Source organism: Marinimicrobium sp. C6131 (assembly GCF_026153455.1).
Classification (GTDB): domain Bacteria; phylum Pseudomonadota; class Gammaproteobacteria; order Pseudomonadales; family Cellvibrionaceae; genus Marinimicrobium.
In genome coordinates, this window is record NZ_CP110629.1 from 216,634 (window position 1) to 234,951 (window position 18,318).

General features: G+C 59.1%; 16 protein-coding genes and 1 riboswitch. Of the genes, 11 read left to right on the plus strand and 5 right to left on the minus strand.

Going from position 1 to position 18,318, the window contains the following annotated elements:
- Positions 1 to 23 precede the first annotated feature (23 nt).
- The 3 genes from fabB to OOT55_RS00950 all read right to left on the minus strand — a co-directional run bounded on the left by fabB (position 24) and on the right by OOT55_RS00950 (position 2,963).
- Positions 24 to 1,241: a beta-ketoacyl-ACP synthase I gene (gene fabB / locus OOT55_RS00940; RefSeq protein ID WP_265367300.1), complete on the minus strand. Its 1,218-nt coding sequence runs from the start codon at positions 1,239 to 1,241 to the stop codon at positions 24 to 26.
- Positions 1,242 to 1,375: 134 nt separating this feature from the next.
- Positions 1,376 to 1,900 carry a 3-hydroxyacyl-[acyl-carrier-protein] dehydratase FabA gene (fabA, locus tag OOT55_RS00945; RefSeq protein ID WP_265367301.1) on the minus strand — a complete coding sequence of 175 codons (525 nt, stop codon included), beginning with the start codon at positions 1,898 to 1,900 and terminating at the stop codon, positions 1,376 to 1,378.
- Between the two features lie 100 nt (positions 1,901 to 2,000).
- Positions 2,001 to 2,963, minus strand: a complete 963-nt coding sequence (locus tag OOT55_RS00950; protein ID WP_265367302.1) for a polyprenyl synthetase family protein — start codon at positions 2,961 to 2,963, stop codon at positions 2,001 to 2,003.
- 274 nt (positions 2,964 to 3,237) lie between these two features.
- Between OOT55_RS00950 and OOT55_RS00955 the strand changes: the two genes are divergently transcribed.
- The 7 genes from OOT55_RS00955 (at position 3,238) to arsJ (ending at position 12,253) form a co-directional block, all read left to right on the plus strand.
- Positions 3,238 to 4,914 carry a serine/threonine protein kinase gene (locus tag OOT55_RS00955; RefSeq protein ID WP_265367303.1) on the plus strand — a complete coding sequence of 559 codons (1,677 nt, stop codon included), beginning with the start codon at positions 3,238 to 3,240 and terminating at the stop codon, positions 4,912 to 4,914.
- Positions 4,915 to 5,021: 107 nt separating this feature from the next.
- Entirely contained in the window at positions 5,022 to 7,790 is a 2,769-nt protein-coding gene (locus OOT55_RS00960; RefSeq protein WP_265367304.1) for a TonB-dependent receptor domain-containing protein, read from the plus strand.
- A gap of 205 nt (positions 7,791 to 7,995) precedes the next feature.
- On the plus strand, positions 7,996 to 8,712 hold the full coding sequence (locus OOT55_RS00965) for a hypothetical protein (RefSeq protein ID WP_265367305.1): 717 nt from the start codon (positions 7,996 to 7,998) through the stop codon (positions 8,710 to 8,712).
- Between the two features lie 128 nt (positions 8,713 to 8,840).
- Positions 8,841 to 9,215 carry an ArsR/SmtB family transcription factor gene (locus OOT55_RS00970; protein WP_265367306.1) on the plus strand — a complete coding sequence of 125 codons (375 nt, stop codon included), beginning with the start codon at positions 8,841 to 8,843 and terminating at the stop codon, positions 9,213 to 9,215.
- Positions 9,208 to 9,936 carry an arsenical resistance protein ArsH gene (gene arsH / locus OOT55_RS00975; protein WP_265367307.1) on the plus strand — a complete coding sequence of 243 codons (729 nt, stop codon included), beginning with the start codon at positions 9,208 to 9,210 and terminating at the stop codon, positions 9,934 to 9,936. The genes OOT55_RS00970 and arsH overlap by 8 nt, the downstream gene beginning before the upstream one ends.
- 83 nt (positions 9,937 to 10,019) lie before the next feature.
- A complete protein-coding gene (locus OOT55_RS00980) occupies positions 10,020 to 11,033 on the plus strand; it encodes an ArsJ-associated glyceraldehyde-3-phosphate dehydrogenase (protein WP_265367308.1) in 1,014 nt (337 codons plus the stop codon).
- A gap of 2 nt (positions 11,034 to 11,035) precedes the next feature.
- Positions 11,036 to 12,253 (plus strand): organoarsenical effux MFS transporter ArsJ, encoded by a 1,218-nt coding sequence (gene arsJ / locus OOT55_RS00985; protein WP_265367309.1) that lies wholly within the window; start codon positions 11,036 to 11,038, stop codon positions 12,251 to 12,253.
- Between the two features lie 93 nt (positions 12,254 to 12,346).
- Here arsJ and OOT55_RS00990 read toward each other — a convergent pair whose 3' ends face one another.
- Positions 12,347 to 13,639, minus strand: coding sequence for an NAD(P)/FAD-dependent oxidoreductase (locus OOT55_RS00990; protein ID WP_265367310.1), 1,293 nt, complete (start codon positions 13,637 to 13,639; stop codon positions 12,347 to 12,349).
- A 13-nt stretch (positions 13,640 to 13,652) separates the two neighbouring features.
- Positions 13,653 to 14,645, minus strand: coding sequence for a Gfo/Idh/MocA family protein (locus tag OOT55_RS00995; protein ID WP_265367311.1), 993 nt, complete (start codon positions 14,643 to 14,645; stop codon positions 13,653 to 13,655).
- Between the two features lie 296 nt (positions 14,646 to 14,941).
- On the opposite strand from OOT55_RS00995, the gene OOT55_RS01000 reads away from it, so the two are divergent.
- The 4 genes from OOT55_RS01000 (at position 14,942) to OOT55_RS01015 (ending at position 18,145) form a co-directional block, all read left to right on the plus strand.
- Positions 14,942 to 16,567, plus strand: coding sequence for a methyl-accepting chemotaxis protein (locus OOT55_RS01000; RefSeq protein ID WP_265367312.1), 1,626 nt, complete (start codon positions 14,942 to 14,944; stop codon positions 16,565 to 16,567).
- Between the two features lie 152 nt (positions 16,568 to 16,719).
- Positions 16,720 to 17,232: a DUF6249 domain-containing protein gene (locus OOT55_RS01005; RefSeq protein ID WP_265367313.1), complete on the plus strand. Its 513-nt coding sequence runs from the start codon at positions 16,720 to 16,722 to the stop codon at positions 17,230 to 17,232.
- Positions 17,233 to 17,249: 17 nt separating this feature from the next.
- Complete coding sequence (locus tag OOT55_RS01010; protein ID WP_265367314.1) at positions 17,250 to 17,807, plus strand: RNA polymerase sigma factor; 558 nt, start codon at positions 17,250 to 17,252, stop codon at positions 17,805 to 17,807.
- Positions 17,804 to 18,145 carry a DUF5056 domain-containing protein gene (locus OOT55_RS01015; RefSeq protein WP_265367315.1) on the plus strand — a complete coding sequence of 114 codons (342 nt, stop codon included), beginning with the start codon at positions 17,804 to 17,806 and terminating at the stop codon, positions 18,143 to 18,145. The genes OOT55_RS01010 and OOT55_RS01015 overlap by 4 nt, the downstream gene beginning before the upstream one ends.
- 37 nt (positions 18,146 to 18,182) lie before the next feature.
- Positions 18,183 to 18,289: riboswitch (TPP riboswitch) on the plus strand.
- The last annotated feature ends 29 nt before the right edge of the window (positions 18,290 to 18,318 follow it).

Genomic DNA, 18,318 nt, shown 5'->3' on the forward strand with positions numbered 1-18,318 from the left:
CCATCTGAACAGGCTCTGGCAGATCAGTCTGCCATGCGCTGGAAGACCAGGCAGGCATTGGTCCCGCCAAACCCGAAGCTGTTGGACATGACCCGCTCCAGGGTCACCCCATCCTGACGTTCGGTTGCAATGGGCAGTCCCTCGGCTTCGGGGTCCAGTTGAGTAATGTTGGCCGAGGCACAGATGAAGTCGTGTTTCATCATCAGGAGGCTGTAGATGGCCTCCTGCACGCCGGTGGCGCCCAGAGAGTGCCCGGTGAGGGATTTGGTGGAGCTGATGGTCGGCACCTTGTCGGTAAAGGTGGCGCGAATGGCCTTCAGTTCGGCCAGGTCGCCCACCGGCGTGCTGGTGCCGTGGGAGTTGATGTAATCAATATCACCATCGGTTGTGGCCAGTGCCTGTCGCATGCAGCGGATGGCGCCTTCACCGGAGGGGGCCACCATGTCATAGCCATCGGAGTTGGCGCCGTAGCCAACCAGTTCGGCGTAGATTTTAGCGCCTCGAGCCTTGGCGTGTTCGTACTCCTCCAGCACCAGGCAACCGCCTCCACCAGCGATGACAAAGCCGTCACGCTCGGCATCATAAGCGCGAGAAGCCTGCTCCGGCGTATCGTTGTATTTGGTGGACAGGGCTCCCATGGCGTCGAACAGACTGGTCAGCGTCCAGTGTTCTTCCTCGCCACCGCCGGCAAAAACGATGTCCTGCTTACCCAACTGGATTTGCTCCATGGCACTGCCAATGCAGTGGGCACTGGTGGCACAGGCGGAGGAAATGGAGTAGTTCAACCCCTTGATTTTGAAAGGAGTGGCCAGGCAGGCGGAGGTGGTACTGCCCATGGTCTGGGTGACCCGGTAGGGGCCAACCCGCTTCAGGCCTTTTTCCCGCAGAACGTCTGCCGCTTCCACCAGGTTCTTGGAGGAGGCGCCGCCAGAGCCCATGATGATGCCGGTGCGTTCGTTCGACACCAGTGACTCATCGAGACCGGCGTCTGCAATGGCCTGGTCCATGGAAATATAGGCAAAGGCGGCCGCATCGCCCATAAAGCGAAGCACCTTGCGATCAATGCGCTCTTTCAGGTCAATGTCGATGGAGCCCGCCACCTGGCTGCGGAAACCCATCTCGGCGTAGCTGTCCTGAAATTTGATACCGGAACGGCCTGCGCGCAATGCCTCGAGTACGGTGGCAATATCATTACCTAAGCAGGACACAATGCCCATGCCGGTAACTACAACGCGTTTCATAGGCTACCTCTTATCTCTGTTTGTAGCGGAAGCAGTGGGCGCCATTATGCCATACAAACCGCTCTGTCGGGGCGGCGATTGGACCGCTCGACAGAGGCTGAGTTCAGCGCCACGGGCTGGCCCGGCTGCACGATTTAGAAGGAATCGGTGTTCTGAAACAGACCGACGCGCAAATCCTTGGCAAAGTAGATGTCTTTGCCATCGACGGACACCCGGCCATCGGCAATACCCATGATCAGTTTGCGCTCAATGACCCGCTTAAGGTTGATGTGATAAGTGATCTTTTTGGCGGTGGGCAGAATCTGCCCGGTGAATTTCACTTCACCACAACCCAGGGCGCGCCCTTTACCCGGGTTCCCTTTCCAGCCGAGGAAGAAGCCCACCAGTTGCCACATAGCGTCCAGGCCCAGGCATCCGGGCATCACCGGGTCACCGGGGAAGTGGCACTCGAAGAACCACAGATCGGGAGAGATGTCGAGTTCAGCGATGATTTCGCCTTTGTTGAATTCCCCGCCAGTTTCGCTGATATGGGCTATCCGGTCGAGCATCAGCATATTGGGCACAGGCAACTGGGCGTTGCCGGGGCCAAACAGGCGGCCGTGGCCACACTCGAGCAGTTCGTCACGGCTGTAGGCGTTCTTTTGGGCAAAGGCGTTCATAATCGGAGCTCTGTTACAGTCTATATCGGCCCCGAAAACACCGGTCTCGATGGATTCAGGGCGGCAAAGGTCGCCATTCTACCGACTGTGGGGAGCTTGTCTAGTGAGTCCTGGCCAGGGCGAACTCGGCCACCTCGGCCATGGCCCGGGTAAAGACGTTGTCCGGAAGGGCCGCCAGCTGCGATTTTGCACTGGCCACCTGGGCGCGGGCGCGCTCCAAAGTGTACTCCATGGCACCAGTTTCGTCGACGATACTCAGGATTTCGGGCAGCTTGGCCGCATCTCCCGCGCGGATAGCGCTCGCCACCAGTGCCCTTTGGGCCGGGGTCCCTGCCTGCATGGCGTAAATCAGGGGCAGGGTGGGCTTGCCCTCCGCCAGATCGTCACCGACATTCTTGCCCAGCGCCTCGGCATCGCCCTGATAGTCGAGGGCATCGTCCACCAGTTGAAACGCCATGCCGACGTGGTGGCCATAGGCCCGCAATGCCTGTCGTTGGTGGGGGGCAGCCTCACAGAGTGCGGCCGCCACCTCGCAGGCGGACGCAAACAATATGGCGGTCTTCTTGTCGATCACCGAGAAGTAGTTGCTTTCCGTGACGGCAGGATCCTTGGCGTTGACCAGTTGCTGGACCTCTCCCTCGGCGATGCGGTTGGTGGTCTCGGACAGCACCGACATGATGTCCATGCTACCAATGGCCACCATCATCTGAAACGCCCGGGAATACAGGAAATCTCCCACCAGTACCGCCGGGGCGTTACCCCACTGGGCGTTGGCGGTAATGCGCCCCCGCCGGCGCTCCGAGGTGTCGACCACATCGTCGTGGAGCAGGGTGGCGGTGTGGATAAACTCGATGATCGCCGCCAGGTCCAGGTTGTCCCGTCCTCTATAGTCCAGTGCCCGGCAGGTGAGCAGCACCATCAGCGGGCGCAACCGCTTGCCCCCGGCTTCAATAAGGTAGTGACCAATATTCTCGACCAGCTCTACATCGGAGTGGAGCTGCTCGATGATGCGCTGGTTAACCGCTTCGAAATCGTCCGCGACAACCTGGTGGAAAGGCAGCATGGGGCTTGGGCTCTGTTGCTGATAAAGGAAAGGCATCCTAGGCAGGGCCGGGGTGGCTGTCAAGAATTCCGTCGGGCCCCCAACTGGATCATCCGTCACAAAACCTTCACAAAACTGTCGCCCAAGGTTCATAAAAGTTGTTGAACATAGGCGCCACATGGAAAGGGGGATTTGAGGCCAATCTCGATTCCTTCTCCCGCGCAGACATGGGCTATGGGCCGCGGCCGGTAGTCCCCATTTTCAAAAAAAGCGATCCATCAGGAGTGCTCAACCTATGAAAATCACGACCCTTGTTAGCGTAACCGCTTTGACTGCAGTACTGGCGGCCTGCGGCGGCGGCGATATCGAAATCGATGCCCGCAACCAGTCCACCACTGACAATTCAGTGGGCGACAACAGCAACAACAATACCAGCGGTGGTAACAATCCTCCGGCCGAAGAAAATCCCTGCGCCTCTTATGAGCAGGACGGAGAGACCTTCCAGGGTTCCTACGATGCCCCCAACTGCGTATACGGCACCGATTTTGTCAGCCTGAGCAAGCCCTACACAGCGTCTGAAGAGCTGGTTTTTGGTGATCTGTCCAATGACGGTGCCCACATCTTCAATGACAGCCTGATGATCGGTCAGGGCTTCGACAACGACGCTGACATGGAAGCGGCGGGCATCACCCAGGGTGGTGACGGTTCCGTATTGCGTCTGGAAGCGGGCGCCATCCTGGCTTTCCGCTCCAACGACGATTACTTTGTGATCAATCGCGGCTCCCAGATTTTCGCCGAAGGTACTGTGGACGAGCCGGTTGTCGTGACCTCTACCTCCGACATCGAAGGTACTGTAGGCGCTGAAGACGTCCAGCAGTGGGGCGGCATGATCATCAATGGTTTCGGTATCACCAACAAGTGTGCCTACACCGGCACCATGATGGATGGCGACCTGGCCACTTCAGACTGCCATATCGCCGCTGAAGGTAAGGCCGGCGCTGGTCAGACTTACTACGGTGGTGACAACAACGAAGACAATTCCGGCTCTCTGGAGTACTTCATGGTCAAGCACACTGGTGCCCAGGTGGCTCCGGGTAACGACCTGAACGGTATTTCTTTCAACGCTGTAGGCTCGGGCACCGAAGTCAACTTCCTGCAGGTTTACTCAACCTACGACGACGGTATCGAATTCTTCGGTGGTGCCGTTGATATCAACAACTATGTGGGTCTGTATGTTCGCGATGATTCCATTGATATCGACGAATCCTATGTCGGTACCATCAATAACGCACTGGTGATTCAGGGCGAGACCGATGGTGACCACTGCATCGAGTCCGACGGCATCGGCAGCTACAGCAGCCAGGACCAGGCCACCATCGACGATTTCGTGGCTCGCGGCCTGAACTCTCGCGCTACCATCAATAACCTGACCTGTATCGTCTCTCCGAACGCGGCGGGTACTCACGCCGATGGCCACGGCTGGCGTATCCGGGAAGCGCACTTCCCGACCATCCGCAACTCCATCCTGACCACCGCTTACATGGGTGACCAGGCGGACGATAACTACTGTGTTCGCATCGAATCAGCTGAAGGCCTGCAAGCGGCCCAGGACGGTGACCTGGTGATTGAGGAGTCGATCATCGCCTGTGCCACCCTGACCAACGGCGGTCCGCTGCCGGACGGCACTACCACTCGCGAGTTCCTGGAAGCCAGCAACGACGTTATGCAGACTGCGGCTGACGGTGAAGATCCGACCGCTGACGACGTCGATGTCAACCTGGCCATCCTGGATGGTTTCTATTCCCTGCCGCTGGGCGACATGGTGGTCAACGGTAACGCCACTCAGGTGACTCCGGTAGATGCAGACTTTGTCGGTGGCGTGACTGCTGACAACGACTGGACCGCTGGATGGACTTACGGCCTGCACCCGGACAATCGTGCCCAGCCGCTGTGGTTCGAAGCGGCTGAATAAGCCCCGACTGCAACGAGTCAACACACGATTGCCGTAACGAAAGGGCGCCTTACGGCGCCCTTTCTACTAGGCGGCTCTCTACAGCTTCACTAGATAGGGCAGTTCAGATGAACAGCAAACAATTTTCAACTCACCTCGTTCGTGCCGGCTTCAGCGTCAGTCTGCTCAGCGCGTTGATCAGTGCCTCGGCTGTGGCCCAGGACGATGACAGTGCACCGACCCAGCCGCCGGTGATGGCACCGCCGGTAATGGAAGAGTTGCTGGTGACCGGCGGCCGCCTGATGAGCGGCGCGGAAAGTCTGGCCGTGGAGCGCCAGGAAGCGGCGGTGGCGACTGACCTGCTTGGCGCGGATCAGATCAGCCGGATTGGCGACTCCACCGTCGCGCTGGCGTTGACACGCGTTCCGGGTGTCACCCTGGTAGATGGCAAGTTTGTCTTTGTGCGCGGGCTGGGTGAGCGCTACTCCAACACCACGCTCAACGGCGCCATGGTGCCGTCACCGGACCTGTCACGCAACGTGCTGCCGTTGGACATTATTCCGACCTCCATTGTGGATTCTCTGGCGATTCAGAAAGTGCCGTCAGCGGACAAGCCCGCCGCCTTCGGTGGTGGTAGTGTCGATATCCGCACCACCAGTATTCCGGACGATATTCTGTTCAACATTGAGCTGGGCACCGGTACCAACACCGCCTCCTCGGATTTTCTGACCTACACCGGTGGCGAAGATGACCGCTGGGGCTCAGATGATGGTTCCCGGGCGCTGTCACCTCAGTTGAGCGCGGCTCTGGATCAGTACCGCGGTGATGTATCCATCAACAATATCAACACGGTTGCCCAGTTGGATTCCATTGAGGACGCCGCGGCGATCAACCGTCAATTGGCCGCCGGTCTCAATCGGGACATCAGCCCTCGGGAAACCTCCGGTGAGCCGGATATAGAAGCAGAGATCAATCTGGGTAACAATTATTACCTACCTAATGACATGGAGTTCGGCTTCCTGGCTGGTGCAGCCTATGACAGCGGCTGGCGTAACCGCGAAGTGGTTCAGCGCCGCTTTCAGGACCCTGAGAACCAGGTGGTCACCGAGGATGAAACCGTCCACTCGGTGGATATTTCCGGCAACCTGAGCTTTGGGCTTCGGCTGAACGCGGAAAACTCCATTGAAACCACCAGTATCTGGTTGCGCAATACCGATGACGAAGTGTCGGTGCGGGATTACTTCAACGCCAACCGTCTGCTGTCCGATGGACAGGGTTTCCGCAATACCGAGCTGCGCTACGAGCAGCGTGAACTGGAAGTGCACCAGGTTCACGGCGAGCACGAGCTGGGTTGGGATACGCTGGATGCCCTTGGCCTCAGCGACAGCCTGGACTTCCTGCGCGGCCTGAGCTTCGACTGGTACATTTCGGACAGTGAGGCGTCTACCGATCTGCCGAACGAAGTCAATGCGCTGAGTTTGACGGTAACCGACCCGCAGACCGGTGAGGTTCAATCGTCAGCGTTCAGTGGTGCCAACAATACGGCTGCGAGTTATCGCTACTCGGATCTGCGCGATTACGTTGACAGCAATGGCTTCACCCTGACCATGCCGGCCACTCTGGGTAACTGGGAGGTTGCCCTGTCCGGGGGGATGGATTACTGGCAGAAGTCCCGCACCTACGAGCAGTATGAGTTCTACCTGGGCAGCACCACGCTCGGAAACAGCGATCCACTGTTCACTCAGGATCTGAGCAGTATCCTGGCGGATGACAATCTGCTCGATCCGGCCAATGGCTTCCAGATCACCAACAACTCCGGCAACGCCAACAGCTATATCGCCGCGAACAAGGTGAATGCCGCGTTTGGTCAGTTGGATATGACCTGGGATTACACCTGGCGCCTTGTCATCGGCAGCCGCTGGGAAGACTATCAGCAGGTGAACCTGCCGTGGAACCCGGTCAACTATGACGGCAGTCAGTTCCCGGGCATGGAAGACCCCGACCCGCAGGTCGTGGCCGACTACTTCCAGGAAGTGACTTACACCGAGGACGATGTGTACAACTCGGTGGCACTGACCTGGATGGTCCAGGACTTCTGGGCGGAAGATTTCCAGCTGCGGGCCAGCTTCGGTGAAACCACCGTCCGTCCGGATCTGCGGGAAATCTCCGGTTCCAGCTACTTTGATCCGATTACCGACATTGTGGTGAACGGCAATCCGGATGTGGTGCCTTCCCAGATCGATAACTTCGACCTGCGTGCCGAGTGGTTCTTCTCGGGCGGTGACAACTTCACCCTGTCGATGTTCTACAAGGACATTGTGAACCCGATTGAGCAGTTTGAAGGGGCCGCCACCGATGACAATATCCGGGCCGAGATCCACAACGGCGACAGCGCGGAGCTGTACGGGCTGGAAGTCGAGTTCCTGAAGAGCCTGGGCGATATGGCGGCGGTGCTGGACCCCTTCTTTGTGCAGGGTAACTTCACCTTCATGGATCAGGAGCTGGTGGCCGGCAACAATGCCGATGCACCCACCAACCCGATTCGCCCGCTTCAGGGCGCCTCCGATGTGGTCAGCAACCTGATTCTGGGCTTTGACTCACCCGATGGCATGCACTCGGCCACACTGTCCTACAACTCCTTCAGCGAGCGCCTGTTCTTCGCGGGTCGCAATGGGGCACCGGACAGCTTTGAGCAACCGTTCCACTCACTGGATTTCACCTACTCTTTCTATCCCAGTGACAACTTCACTGTGAAGCTGAAAGTGAAGAACCTGCTGGACGAGAACCTGGTGATCGAGCGGACCAATACCGCTTCCGATGGCAGTACGCGGGATGTGGAGATCTACAACCAGGAGCGGGGCCAGGATCTCAGTCTGAGTGTCCAGTACCGCTTCTGACGGTATCCCGGATGCTTTTCTGCTGCTTGAGCCGCTCTTTTGAGCGGCTTTTTTTTGCTAAAAGCGGAAACTGTCATAATAAATTAACATAACTCTGTTAAGCGCAATGCTACTCTTTGGGCATGGGATAGAGGTTTTATAGCCGGATTTGCGCCGTCCGTCATCCAACAAACCCCCTCAGTGCCAATGAAAGAGGAATAAGAGCATGAAAAAAGTCGTAGTCAGCGCCCTGGTCGCGCTGGGCCTGGGTTCAGTGGGCAGTGTCGCGGCCGAACAATATCAGCCTGCGGGCTTTGGTGAAGATACACTCCGCTATCTGGAGGCCGCAGTGGCGCCTCCATCCTTGACCGCCGATACCCCGGTGGCCTCCGTTTACTGTCAGTCGGATGTCGGTACCGATGGTCTGACCCGCAATGTCTCCTGTTATGAGCGTGACGGTTTCACCGAGCTGCGGGATCAGGTGGAAGAGGCCATGGCGACCCGGCGCTTTTCCGCCGCTACCGTCGATGGTGAGCCAGTGCCGGTGCGAATGGTCTTCCGGGTGGTCTATGCCGACCTGGACGGTCAGCCTCCGGTCATGTTGCTGCCCAACCTTGGCCACATGCAGGGCGACTTCGGGTATCAGTACAGCGCTCCCCAGGAGCGGCTGGATGACCGCAATTGGTACTCCCTGTACCGCAAAAACGATTGGAGTCAGGGGCAGCCGTTCTTCAGCGATGAGGGCGAGTTGACCCGGGTATTGGCCTGGGTGAACGACAGCGGGCGAGTGATTTCAGCGCGTAGCCTGGAGAGTCACAGCGAGCATCGGCGCGATGCACGGGCGGTGGAAAAAGCCCTTGAAGCCTCCCGCTTTCTGCCCGGCATGGTCAGTGGCAAGCCGGAAAAAATGCGCTACGTGGCGGTACTTCACTACCCGAACTGAGCCGTTTCCAGAAAAACGCGCCGATCCACCGGCTGACCGAGAGGTCAGCCGGTTTTTACGTCTGGCTTTTCCATTCCAGCGATAGAATCAATCCGGTAAAGAGGTTGACCTTTTGCTTAAGTGTCGATATGTTTAGACATATGGAAATTAAAGACGCTATACCCAGCTTTGCCGCCCTTTCCCAGGAAACCCGTCTGGCGGCGTATCGGCTGCTGGTCCGCCACGAACCCGAGGGACTGGCCGCCGGTGAGATCGCTCGTCAGTTGGGGGTGCCTCACAACACCATGTCCGCACACCTTGCCACGTTGGCCCGGGCGGGCTGGGTTGTTTCTGAGCGGCACAGCCGGTCCATTATCTACCGCGCCAACATCCAGCATATGAACGAGGTGGTCGAGTTTCTGGTGCGCGACTGCTGTGCAGGACATCCTGAGGTTTGTGAACCACCGGGTTATTCGGCTGGCGGCGCATGTACCCCTTCAGATGGAGATTTATGCAATGAGTGAAGGTCCGGTTGTTGACGGCCTGCTGCATATCGACCCGGCGCAACTGCAACCGGTCGATGTGGAGGCGCTTGCAGGGCCTGGCGGGCCTCGTCATGCACCACGGATACTGGTGCTTTACGGTTCGCTTCGAGAGCGCTCCTATTCCCGGTTGCTGTCGGAGGAGGCGAGCCGGTTGCTGCGCTGGTATGGTTGCGAAGTGCGCACCTTTAATCCGTCCGGGCTGCCCCTGCCAGATGACACGGATGCCGATCATCCGAAGGTGCGAGAGCTGCGTGAGCTGGCTCATTGGTCGGAAGGTATGCTCTGGGTCAGCCCTGAGCGCCATGGCGCCATGACGGGCATTATGAAAACCCAGATCGACTGGATTCCCCTGGCCCTGGGCGGGATTCGTCCGACTCAGGGGAAGACCCTGGCAGTCATGGAGGTGTCCGGGGGCAGCCAGAGCTTCAATGCCGTGAACCAGATGCGCCTATTGGGCCGCTGGATGCGCATGGTCACCATCCCCAACCAATCATCGGTGCCCAAGGCGTTCAACGAGTTTGACGAGGAGGGGCGGATGAAGTTTTCCCCGCTCTATCTGCGCGTGGTCGATGTCTGTGAGGAACTGGTGAAATTTACCTGGCTCACACGAGGGCGCTCAGCCTACCTGACCGACCGGTATTCGGAGCGAGTGGAAACGGCGGAGGCGGTATCTCGCCGGGTCAATCAGAGGAAACTCTGAATGGCGGGGCACAACGGGCTCACTGCAACGCTGTGGCCGCTAAGGCCCACCTTTCCCATCGACATCCATAGCGAGGAGATTTTATGGCGATCAAGATTGGCATTAATGGCTTTGGCCGCATGGGGCGTCTGGCCCTGCGCGCTGGCTGGAACTGGACGCAGGTGGAGTTCGTGCAGATCAACGACCCGGCGGGCGATGCCGAGACGTTGGCGCACCTGTTGAACTTTGATTCGGTGCACGGGCGCTGGGAACACGAGGCACGAGCGGAAGGGCCGGCAATCGTCATCGGAGAGCGGCGGTTGGCGGTGACCGCCAACCGCGCCATTGGCGATACCGACTGGTCTGGTTGCGATGTGGTCATTGAGGCCTCGGGCAAAATGCGGGACCGGGATCTGCTGCAGGCCTACCTTGATCAGGGAGTGAAGCGTGTGGTGGTCACCGCACCGGTCAAGGCCGATGACATCCTCAATGTGGTAATGGGGGTGAACGAGGATCAATACGATGCCGATCGCCATCGCATTGTGACTGCCGCCTCCTGTACCACCAACTGTCTGGCGCCGGTGGTCAAAGTGATTCACCGCGAGCTGGGCATCAGACATGGCTCCATGACCACCCTGCACGACATCACCAATACCCAGAGTATTCTCGATCAGCCCCACAAGGATCTGCGCCGCGCCCGGGCCAGCAGCATGAGCCTGATTCCCACCACCACCGGGTCGGCCAAGGCGATTACAGAAATTTTCCCGGAACTGAAAGGGCGGCTCAATGGCCACGCTGTACGTGTTCCCCTGGCCAACGCCTCGTTGACCGATTGTGTCTTTGAGGTGGAAAACGCCACGGACGCTGCTCAGGTGAATCAGCTGTTGAAACGCGCGGCTGAAGCAGAAATGCCGGGTATTCTCGGTTACGAAGAGCGGCCTCTGGTGTCGGTGGACTACAAAACCGATCCGCACTCCAGCATCATTGATGCCCTGTCGACGTTGGTGATCGACGGTACCCAGGTAAAACTCTACGCCTGGTACGACAACGAATGGGGCTACGCCAACCGCACGGCGGAATTGGCGCGTATGGTCGGCCTCACTGATCAAGCGGGTTAACCATGCTGGCACACCTGTCCCCGGCCATTCGCCAGTACCTGCTGATTACCGCCAATTATTGGGCCTTCACGCTGACCGATGGCGCCCTGCGAATGTTGGTGGTACTGCATTTTCACCAACTCGGTTACAGTCCGCTGGCCATTGCCATGCTGTTCCTGTTTTATGAGATCTTCGGCGTGATCACCAATCTTGTGGGCGGCTGGCTCGGCGCTCGCCTGGGGTTGAACCGGACCATGAATCTGGGGCTGGTGTTGCAGGTCGTGGCACTGTCCATGCTGTTGGTGCCGGCCGCCATGCTCACGGTGCCCTGGGTAATGGCGGCGCAGGCGCTGTCTGGGGTGGCGAAAGATCTGAATAAAATGAGCGCGAAAAGCGCCATCAAGTTGTTGGTGCCAGACGGGCAGGGCGGTGCGCTTTACCACTGGGTGGCGGTGCTGACCGGCTCGAAAAATGCGTTGAAAGGCGCCGGGTTTTTCCTGGGCGGCGCGCTGCTGATGGTCATGGGCTTTGCCGGCGCCGTGGGTGCCATGGCCGCCGCGCTGCTTGTGGTCTGGATGATCAGCCTGATTTATCTGAAGAAGGATCTGGGCCGGGCCAAAAGCAAACCCAAATTCTCCGAGGTGTTTTCCAAAAGCCGTGCCGTCAACGTGCTGTCCGCGGCCCGCCTGTTTTTATTTGGCGCCCGGGATGTCTGGTTTGTTGTGGCGCTGCCGGTGTTTCTGGCCAGCCAGTTCGACTGGGACCACTGGCAGGTGGGTGGCTTTCTGGCGTTGTGGGTGATTGGCTACGGTGCGGTGCAATCGCTTGCCCCCAGAATTACGGGGCGCTCCGGACGTGGCTTGCCCGATGGACGAACGGCGTTTGGTTGGGCGTCCGTGTTAACGGTCGTCCCCGCTCTGATTGCGTTGGCTTTGTGGCAGGAGTGGGTGCCGGGTGTGAGCCTGGTGGTGGGCCTGTTGATCTTTGGTGTGCTGTTTGCGGTAAATTCTTCCCTGCACAGTTATCTGATTGTCAGCTACGCCAAGGAGGACGGGGTCTCGTTGGATGTCGGCTTTTACTATATGGCCAATGCGATGGGGCGCCTGGTGGGCACGGTGCTCTCCGGCTGGGTGTATCAGGTCGCGGGGCTGATCGCTTGCCTGTGGATCTCGGCCGCCTTTTTGGCCCTGGCGGCGATAATCGCCCTCTGGTTACCGCGTAGGTTGGTCGATGAGAGTTAGTAACGCTTTATTCGGTATTTCGCGAGTAATGCTCCGTCTAGGAAACGGCGGAGCACTCCGCCACGAAGTACTAGGTCAACCTAATAAATACCATCAATGCAACTTCAACCGCGGTCGTAACCACCGATTGATTTTACCTGCCAGCATCAGTAACCCGGTCTTGATCAAACCGTGCACCGCGACCTGATGCATCCGGTAGAGCGAGATATAAACCACTCGTGCCATCCGTCCCTCGATAAACAGGCTGCCCCGAGTCAGGTTGCCCATCAGGCTTCCCACCGTCGAGTAATTCGCCAGGGAAATCAACGAGCCGTGGTCTTTGTAGTGGTAGGTTTTCAGCGGCTTGTTGTGCAGGCAGGCGACCAGGTTGTCGTAACAGGTGTCCGCCATCTGGTGTGCCGACTGCGCGCGCGGTGGTACCCGCTTGCCATCTTCCTGAATGAACTCCGCGCAATCGCCAATCGCGAAAATCCGTTCGTCCCGAGTGGTCTGCAAATGTGCATTGACGGTCAACTGATTGATCCGGTTGGTTTCCAGGCCACCGATGTTGGCCATAAACTCCGGCACCTTGATGCCGGCGGCCCAGACCATCAGGTCCGCCTCGATGAAATCACCGTCTTTGGTGTGCAGGCCGTTATGCTCGGCGGAGGTCACCATCGTCTGAGTGCGCACTTTGACCCCGATGTTGGTCAGCTCGCGGGTGGCCGCGGCGGAGATGCGTTCGGGTAGAGCGGGCAGGATCCGCTCGCCGGCCTCCAGCAGCGTCACATGCAGGTGCTCATTGGTGATGGCATCGAAGCCATAGTGGTGAAACTCTTTGACGGCATGATGCAGCTCCGCCGAGAGCTCCACGCCGGTTGCGCCGGCGCCCACAATGGCAATGCGTACTTCATCCGGTTCGTCGGGCACGCGCTGAATCCGCAAGAACCGATTGAGCAGTTTGTTGCGGAACCGGTGGGCCTGTTTGGGGCTGTCGAGAAAGATGCAGTGATCTTTCACGCCGGGAGTGCCGAAATCATTGGATACCGACCCCAGAGCCATCACCAGGTAATCGTAATCGATTCGGGTCGATGGAATGTATTCCACGCCCTCCTCATCGAGAACCGGCGCCAGTACGATCTGGCGCCGCTCCCGGTCGATATCGGTCAGTGTACCGATGCGGAAGTGGAAGCCTTTGGCGTAAGCCTGGGCGCGATAGCTGACCGCATCGTTGCCCTCATCCATGGTGCCCACCGCTATTTCATGAAGCAGCGGTTTCCACAAGTGCGTGGTATTGCGGTCCACCAGGGTAATATGGGCTTTCTTCTTTCGGCCCAGCTTGCGACCGAGTTTGGTGGCGAGCTCCAGTCCGCCAGCGCCACCGCCGACAACAACAATCTTTTCCACGTAAACCCTCTCCCTAATCCAGGTTGACCCAACGGCTTTCGTCCGAGCTGGTAAACAGCGCATCAATGACCCGCATATTGGCTTCGGCGTCCCACAGCGGGGTGGGGGCAGGGGTACCTTCCTGAATACTTTTGGCGAAGGCATCCACCATCAACTGGTATTGGTTGGGCTCGGGAAAACTGAATGTCTGCTTTTCCCCCTTGATCACCAGAGTTACCCGGTTTTCATCACCGGGTTCGGGGTTGAAAGGCTTTTCCAGTCGGATCATGCCCTTTTCACCATGAATTTCCGCCCACTGGGTAGCCTCAGTTTTGGTGGTGACGGTAAAAGTGGCGGTACCGTCGGGGAACTCCATGATGGCTGAGGTAAGACAGTCCACCTCGTAGCCGGCCAGGGGTTGTACGCTGCCCACAACGCGCACCGGCTCCGCGCCGTACACGTGGCGAGCGGAGGAAATGCCGTAGCAGCCGATGTCCATCAGTCCGCCACCGCCGATATCCGGCAGGTTGCGGATGTTCTCGTCGTCCCGGTTGTTGTAGGCAAAGAACGCGGTGTAAGTCCTTACTTGCCCCAGATCGCCGCGCTCGAGCCATTCGCGTACATGTTGCCACTGGGGGTGGAAGCGGTACATGAAGGCTTCCATCAGCTTCTGCTTGGGGTGGGCTTTGGCAGCGGCTTTGAGTGCCTGAAGATCTTTGACGTCCAGGCTGATCGGCTTTTCACACAATACGTGCTTGCCGGCCTCCAGTGCCTGTATGGAGAGCGGGACGTGCAGATGATTGGGCAAAGGGTTGTAGATCGCGTCTATATTCGGATCCGCCAGCAGCGCCTCGTAGCTGCCGTGGGCAACCGGAATGCCCAATTCGTCGGCAAAGGCCCGGGCGCTGGCCTCGGTGCGTGAGCCCACGGCGACCACGTCACCCCGCTCGGAGGCCTGAATGGCGGGAATGACTTTCTTGCGACCAATATTGGCGGTGCTGAGCACCCCCCAGCGAATCTTGCTCATGACAAGCTCCCTAGCGTTGTGGGGACGGAATGGGTAGGCCGCTAGTGTACACCAGCGGGCAAAAAAGGCCTCAACTTTGCCGGTTTCCCGCCGAGAACCTTCAGTGAGGCCGGTGCGTCGTAAGGGCATGATGCTGTCGTAAGGTCCTTTAAAGGCTCACCAGTGCTTTCTGGATATTAAATAACCGTTTCGAAGGCTGCGGGAACACGTCCGACCTCGGTGTGGCGGTCTTCATATTGGCGATCATGGGCAAGCATTAGGGAAAAACAACAGCCCGGGACTCTGGGATACAGACTATGTTTTTACGTGCATTGAATATCGGCCCCCGATTGGCGGCTGGCTTTGGGGCGATACTCCTGTTGCTGATTGGCTTGGGCCTTTTTGCGTTGTATGAAATGTCCCAGATGGATGAAATTTCCACCGAAATCAACGAAGACTGGCTTCCCGGGGTTCGCGCGGTAGGGGACCTGGGGACCAGTATGATGCGCTACCGGGTGTTCACCCTGCGGGCCGCCGCCGATGAAGACCCGGTGATGGTTGAGCAGAATATTGAGCGCATGCAGACCGTCAAAGCGGAAGTCCGAACCAATCAGGAGCGCTACGAGCGGGTGATCAACAGCCCGGAGGAACGGGCGGTCTATGACCGGTTTATTGAGGCTCAGTCCGAGTACTTCGATAATGCCGACATTCTCGTTGATTATGTGCGGCAGGGCGACTTCTCCTCGGCGATGGGGATTGTGACTATCGCTTTGGGCGCACCGGCCGATCAAATGGCGGAGGCTTTGCTGGAATTGTCTGATATCAATCAGGAGGGGTCTCGTCTGGCGGATGAGCGTGGTGCCGAGGTTATTGCCGAAGCAAAAATGGCTGTGATTGCGGCCATTGTGGTGGCGGTGCTGCTCGGTGTCGGACTGGCGATATTCCTGGCACGTAGCATTGTCCAGCCATTGGCCCAGGCCCTGGATAATGCGGAGACAATCGCCGGCGGCGACCTCAGTCAGCCCATTGAAGTCAAAGGGGACGACGAGCCCGCTCGCCTGCTGAATTCGCTGGCGGTCATGCGGGAGAACCTGCGCAGTGCCATCAGCCAGATTTCCAACTCTTCCACCCAACTGGCTTCGGCGACGGAAGAGCTCAGCTCTGTGGCGGAAGACTCCTCACGCAGTCTGCAGGAGCAGACCGATGAGATCCAGCAGGCGGCCAGTGCGGTGACCGAAATGACCGCCGCTGTGGAGGAGGTGGCCCGAAACGCGACGGAAACCTCCGAGTCCTCCGGCGAATGCGCCAGCGCCACCAAAGATGGGCTGGCCAAAGTGCGGGAGACCCGCAAGTCCATCCAGTTCATGACCGATGAAATTGACAAGACGTCCGAATCGGTCAATGGCCTGGCGGAGCAGGCCAATGATATCGGCAAGGTGATGGATGTGATTCTCGCCATTGCTGAACAGACCAACCTGCTGGCGCTCAATGCGGCCATTGAGGCGGCCCGGGCCGGTGAGGCCGGTCGCGGCTTCGCCGTGGTGGCGGATGAGGTGCGCGCGCTGGCCCACCGGACTCAGACCTCCACCAAGGAAATTGAGACCATCATCAACAACATCCAGAACGGCACCAAAGACGCGGTGTCATCCATGGAGTTGAGCAGCACCCGCGCCACCGAGACGCTGGCGGTGGCCAAGGCCGCTGGCGAGGCCCTGGACCGAATTGCCGAGGGGATCGACGATATCAACGAGCGCAACCAGGTCATTGCCAGCGCATCGGAAGAGCAGGCCAGCGTGGCCCGGGAAGTGGACCGCAACCTGGTCAAGATCAGCGATATCGCCACCCAGTCGGCCGCCGGGGCCAATCAGACCAGTGCCTCGGCCGAGGAGCTGTCCAGGTTGGCGGTGGAGCTCAATACGCTGGTCAGCCGATTCCAGTTGTAGTGCGCTGGTTGCGGCTGCGGCACCCCTGGGGTGCCGCGCCGCATTCCCGAATTTCCCCTGCCCTGAATCCAAACTCCTCCCTCTCCTCGTCTCAACATATAACCCAGCGCCACGCTGGACGAGCTAGAATGAAACCGACGAGGATACGGACCATGAACCACCTGACCTTAAGTAACTTTTTGCGCGGCACTGCGCTGCTTCTGCTGGCCGTTGGCTTGATCACCGGTGCCCTGCCTGCGCTGGCTGAAACCGCCAATTGGCAGCAGCATATGCCCGAGCATATCCCCGGAGGCGATGCGGCGGCCCTGATCATTCCGGTTGTCGCCATCCTGATGGTGTTCGGTGCTCCGGCGCTGGCCGTGATTCTGATTGCCCTGTTCGTGTTCCGTCACAGGGAGCGGCGCCAGCAGTTGCTCAACGAGCGTATCCAGAAGTTTCTGGAGGCCGGCCAGCCGGTGCCCGAGAATCTGATGGAGGACGCGCTGCCGAGCCCGGTCCGGAACCTGAATCAGGGGTTGGTACTGCTGGGTGCGGGTATCGGGCTGACGGTGTTCCTGACCCTGATGACCGGTGTCGCCATCGGCAGTCTGGGATTGATCCTGGTGGGCGTTGGCCTGGCCAAAATCCTGATCTGGAAACTCGCTGAGCGTCAGGCCCAGCAATGACCCGGACCCCTGAGCCGATGTCTGACGCGGGCCTGATTGCCCGCGTCATGACCCAGCAGGACCAACACGCCTTCCGGCAGTTGGTCCTGCGCTATCAGTCGCCGGTGCGCCGGTGGGCCCGGCGCCTGTGCAATGGCGATGAGGCGGCGGCCGACGATCTGGCCCAGGAGGTGTTTATCAAGGTCTATCGCTCACTGCACAGCTTTCGGGGTGAGGCGCGTTTTTCCACCTGGTTGTATCGAATCGCCTTCAACCTGGCGGTCAGCCAGAAGCGGCTGGCGCGGGAGCGCTGGACCCGGGTTGACCTGGAGGACGTCACGCCAGAGCTTGAGTCCCATCAGGTGCAGCCCGGACACGCCGGTTCCGTGGACGCCCGGCGTGATCTGGAGGCGGCCATGGCTCAGTTGAGTCAACCTCAGCAGTGGGCCCTGCGTCTGAGCCTTGAAGAGGAGCTCACGCAGGAGGAGGTGGCCGAGGTGATGGGTATCCCCCTTGGCACGGTGAAAACCCATTTACTCCGTGGTAAAAAAGCGCTGAGAGCCCAACTCTCATCCTGGCAGGAGACGGCACAATGAAATCTGATACTCTGAACGACGATCGCGAACTGGACGCCTGGCTGAGCCACGCGCTGCAGCGTAACAGCGATCATATTGATGATGCCGGTTTTACCGATGCGGTCATGCACCGGTTGCCGGCGCGCCGCGCGGAGCGTTTGCCCGGAATCCTCTGGGTGCTGTTGATGGCGGTGTTGGCCGGTCTGTTGGCACTGGTGCTGATTCCCGCCCCAACCTGGGCCTATGCCCTGGCGGGGGCCCTGCTGACAACGCCGCTGACGGTCCTGATTCAGGTGGGGTTACTGGCGACGGCAGTATTGGTGGCCGGTGCCGGCTACTGGATCTGGCATGAGGATTGATTGTTTGGCGCTCGCCCGCCATTCGCGTTAGAATTGGTGCCACTCCTCGGGGAGGTTATAGACCTGAGACGCTCTGGGCACAGAGCGGACCCGTTGAACCTGATCCGGTTAATGCCGGCGTAGGGATAGGAAGAGGAACCAGCGCCCCGCAATGGCTTGGGGGTGCCGTCGGC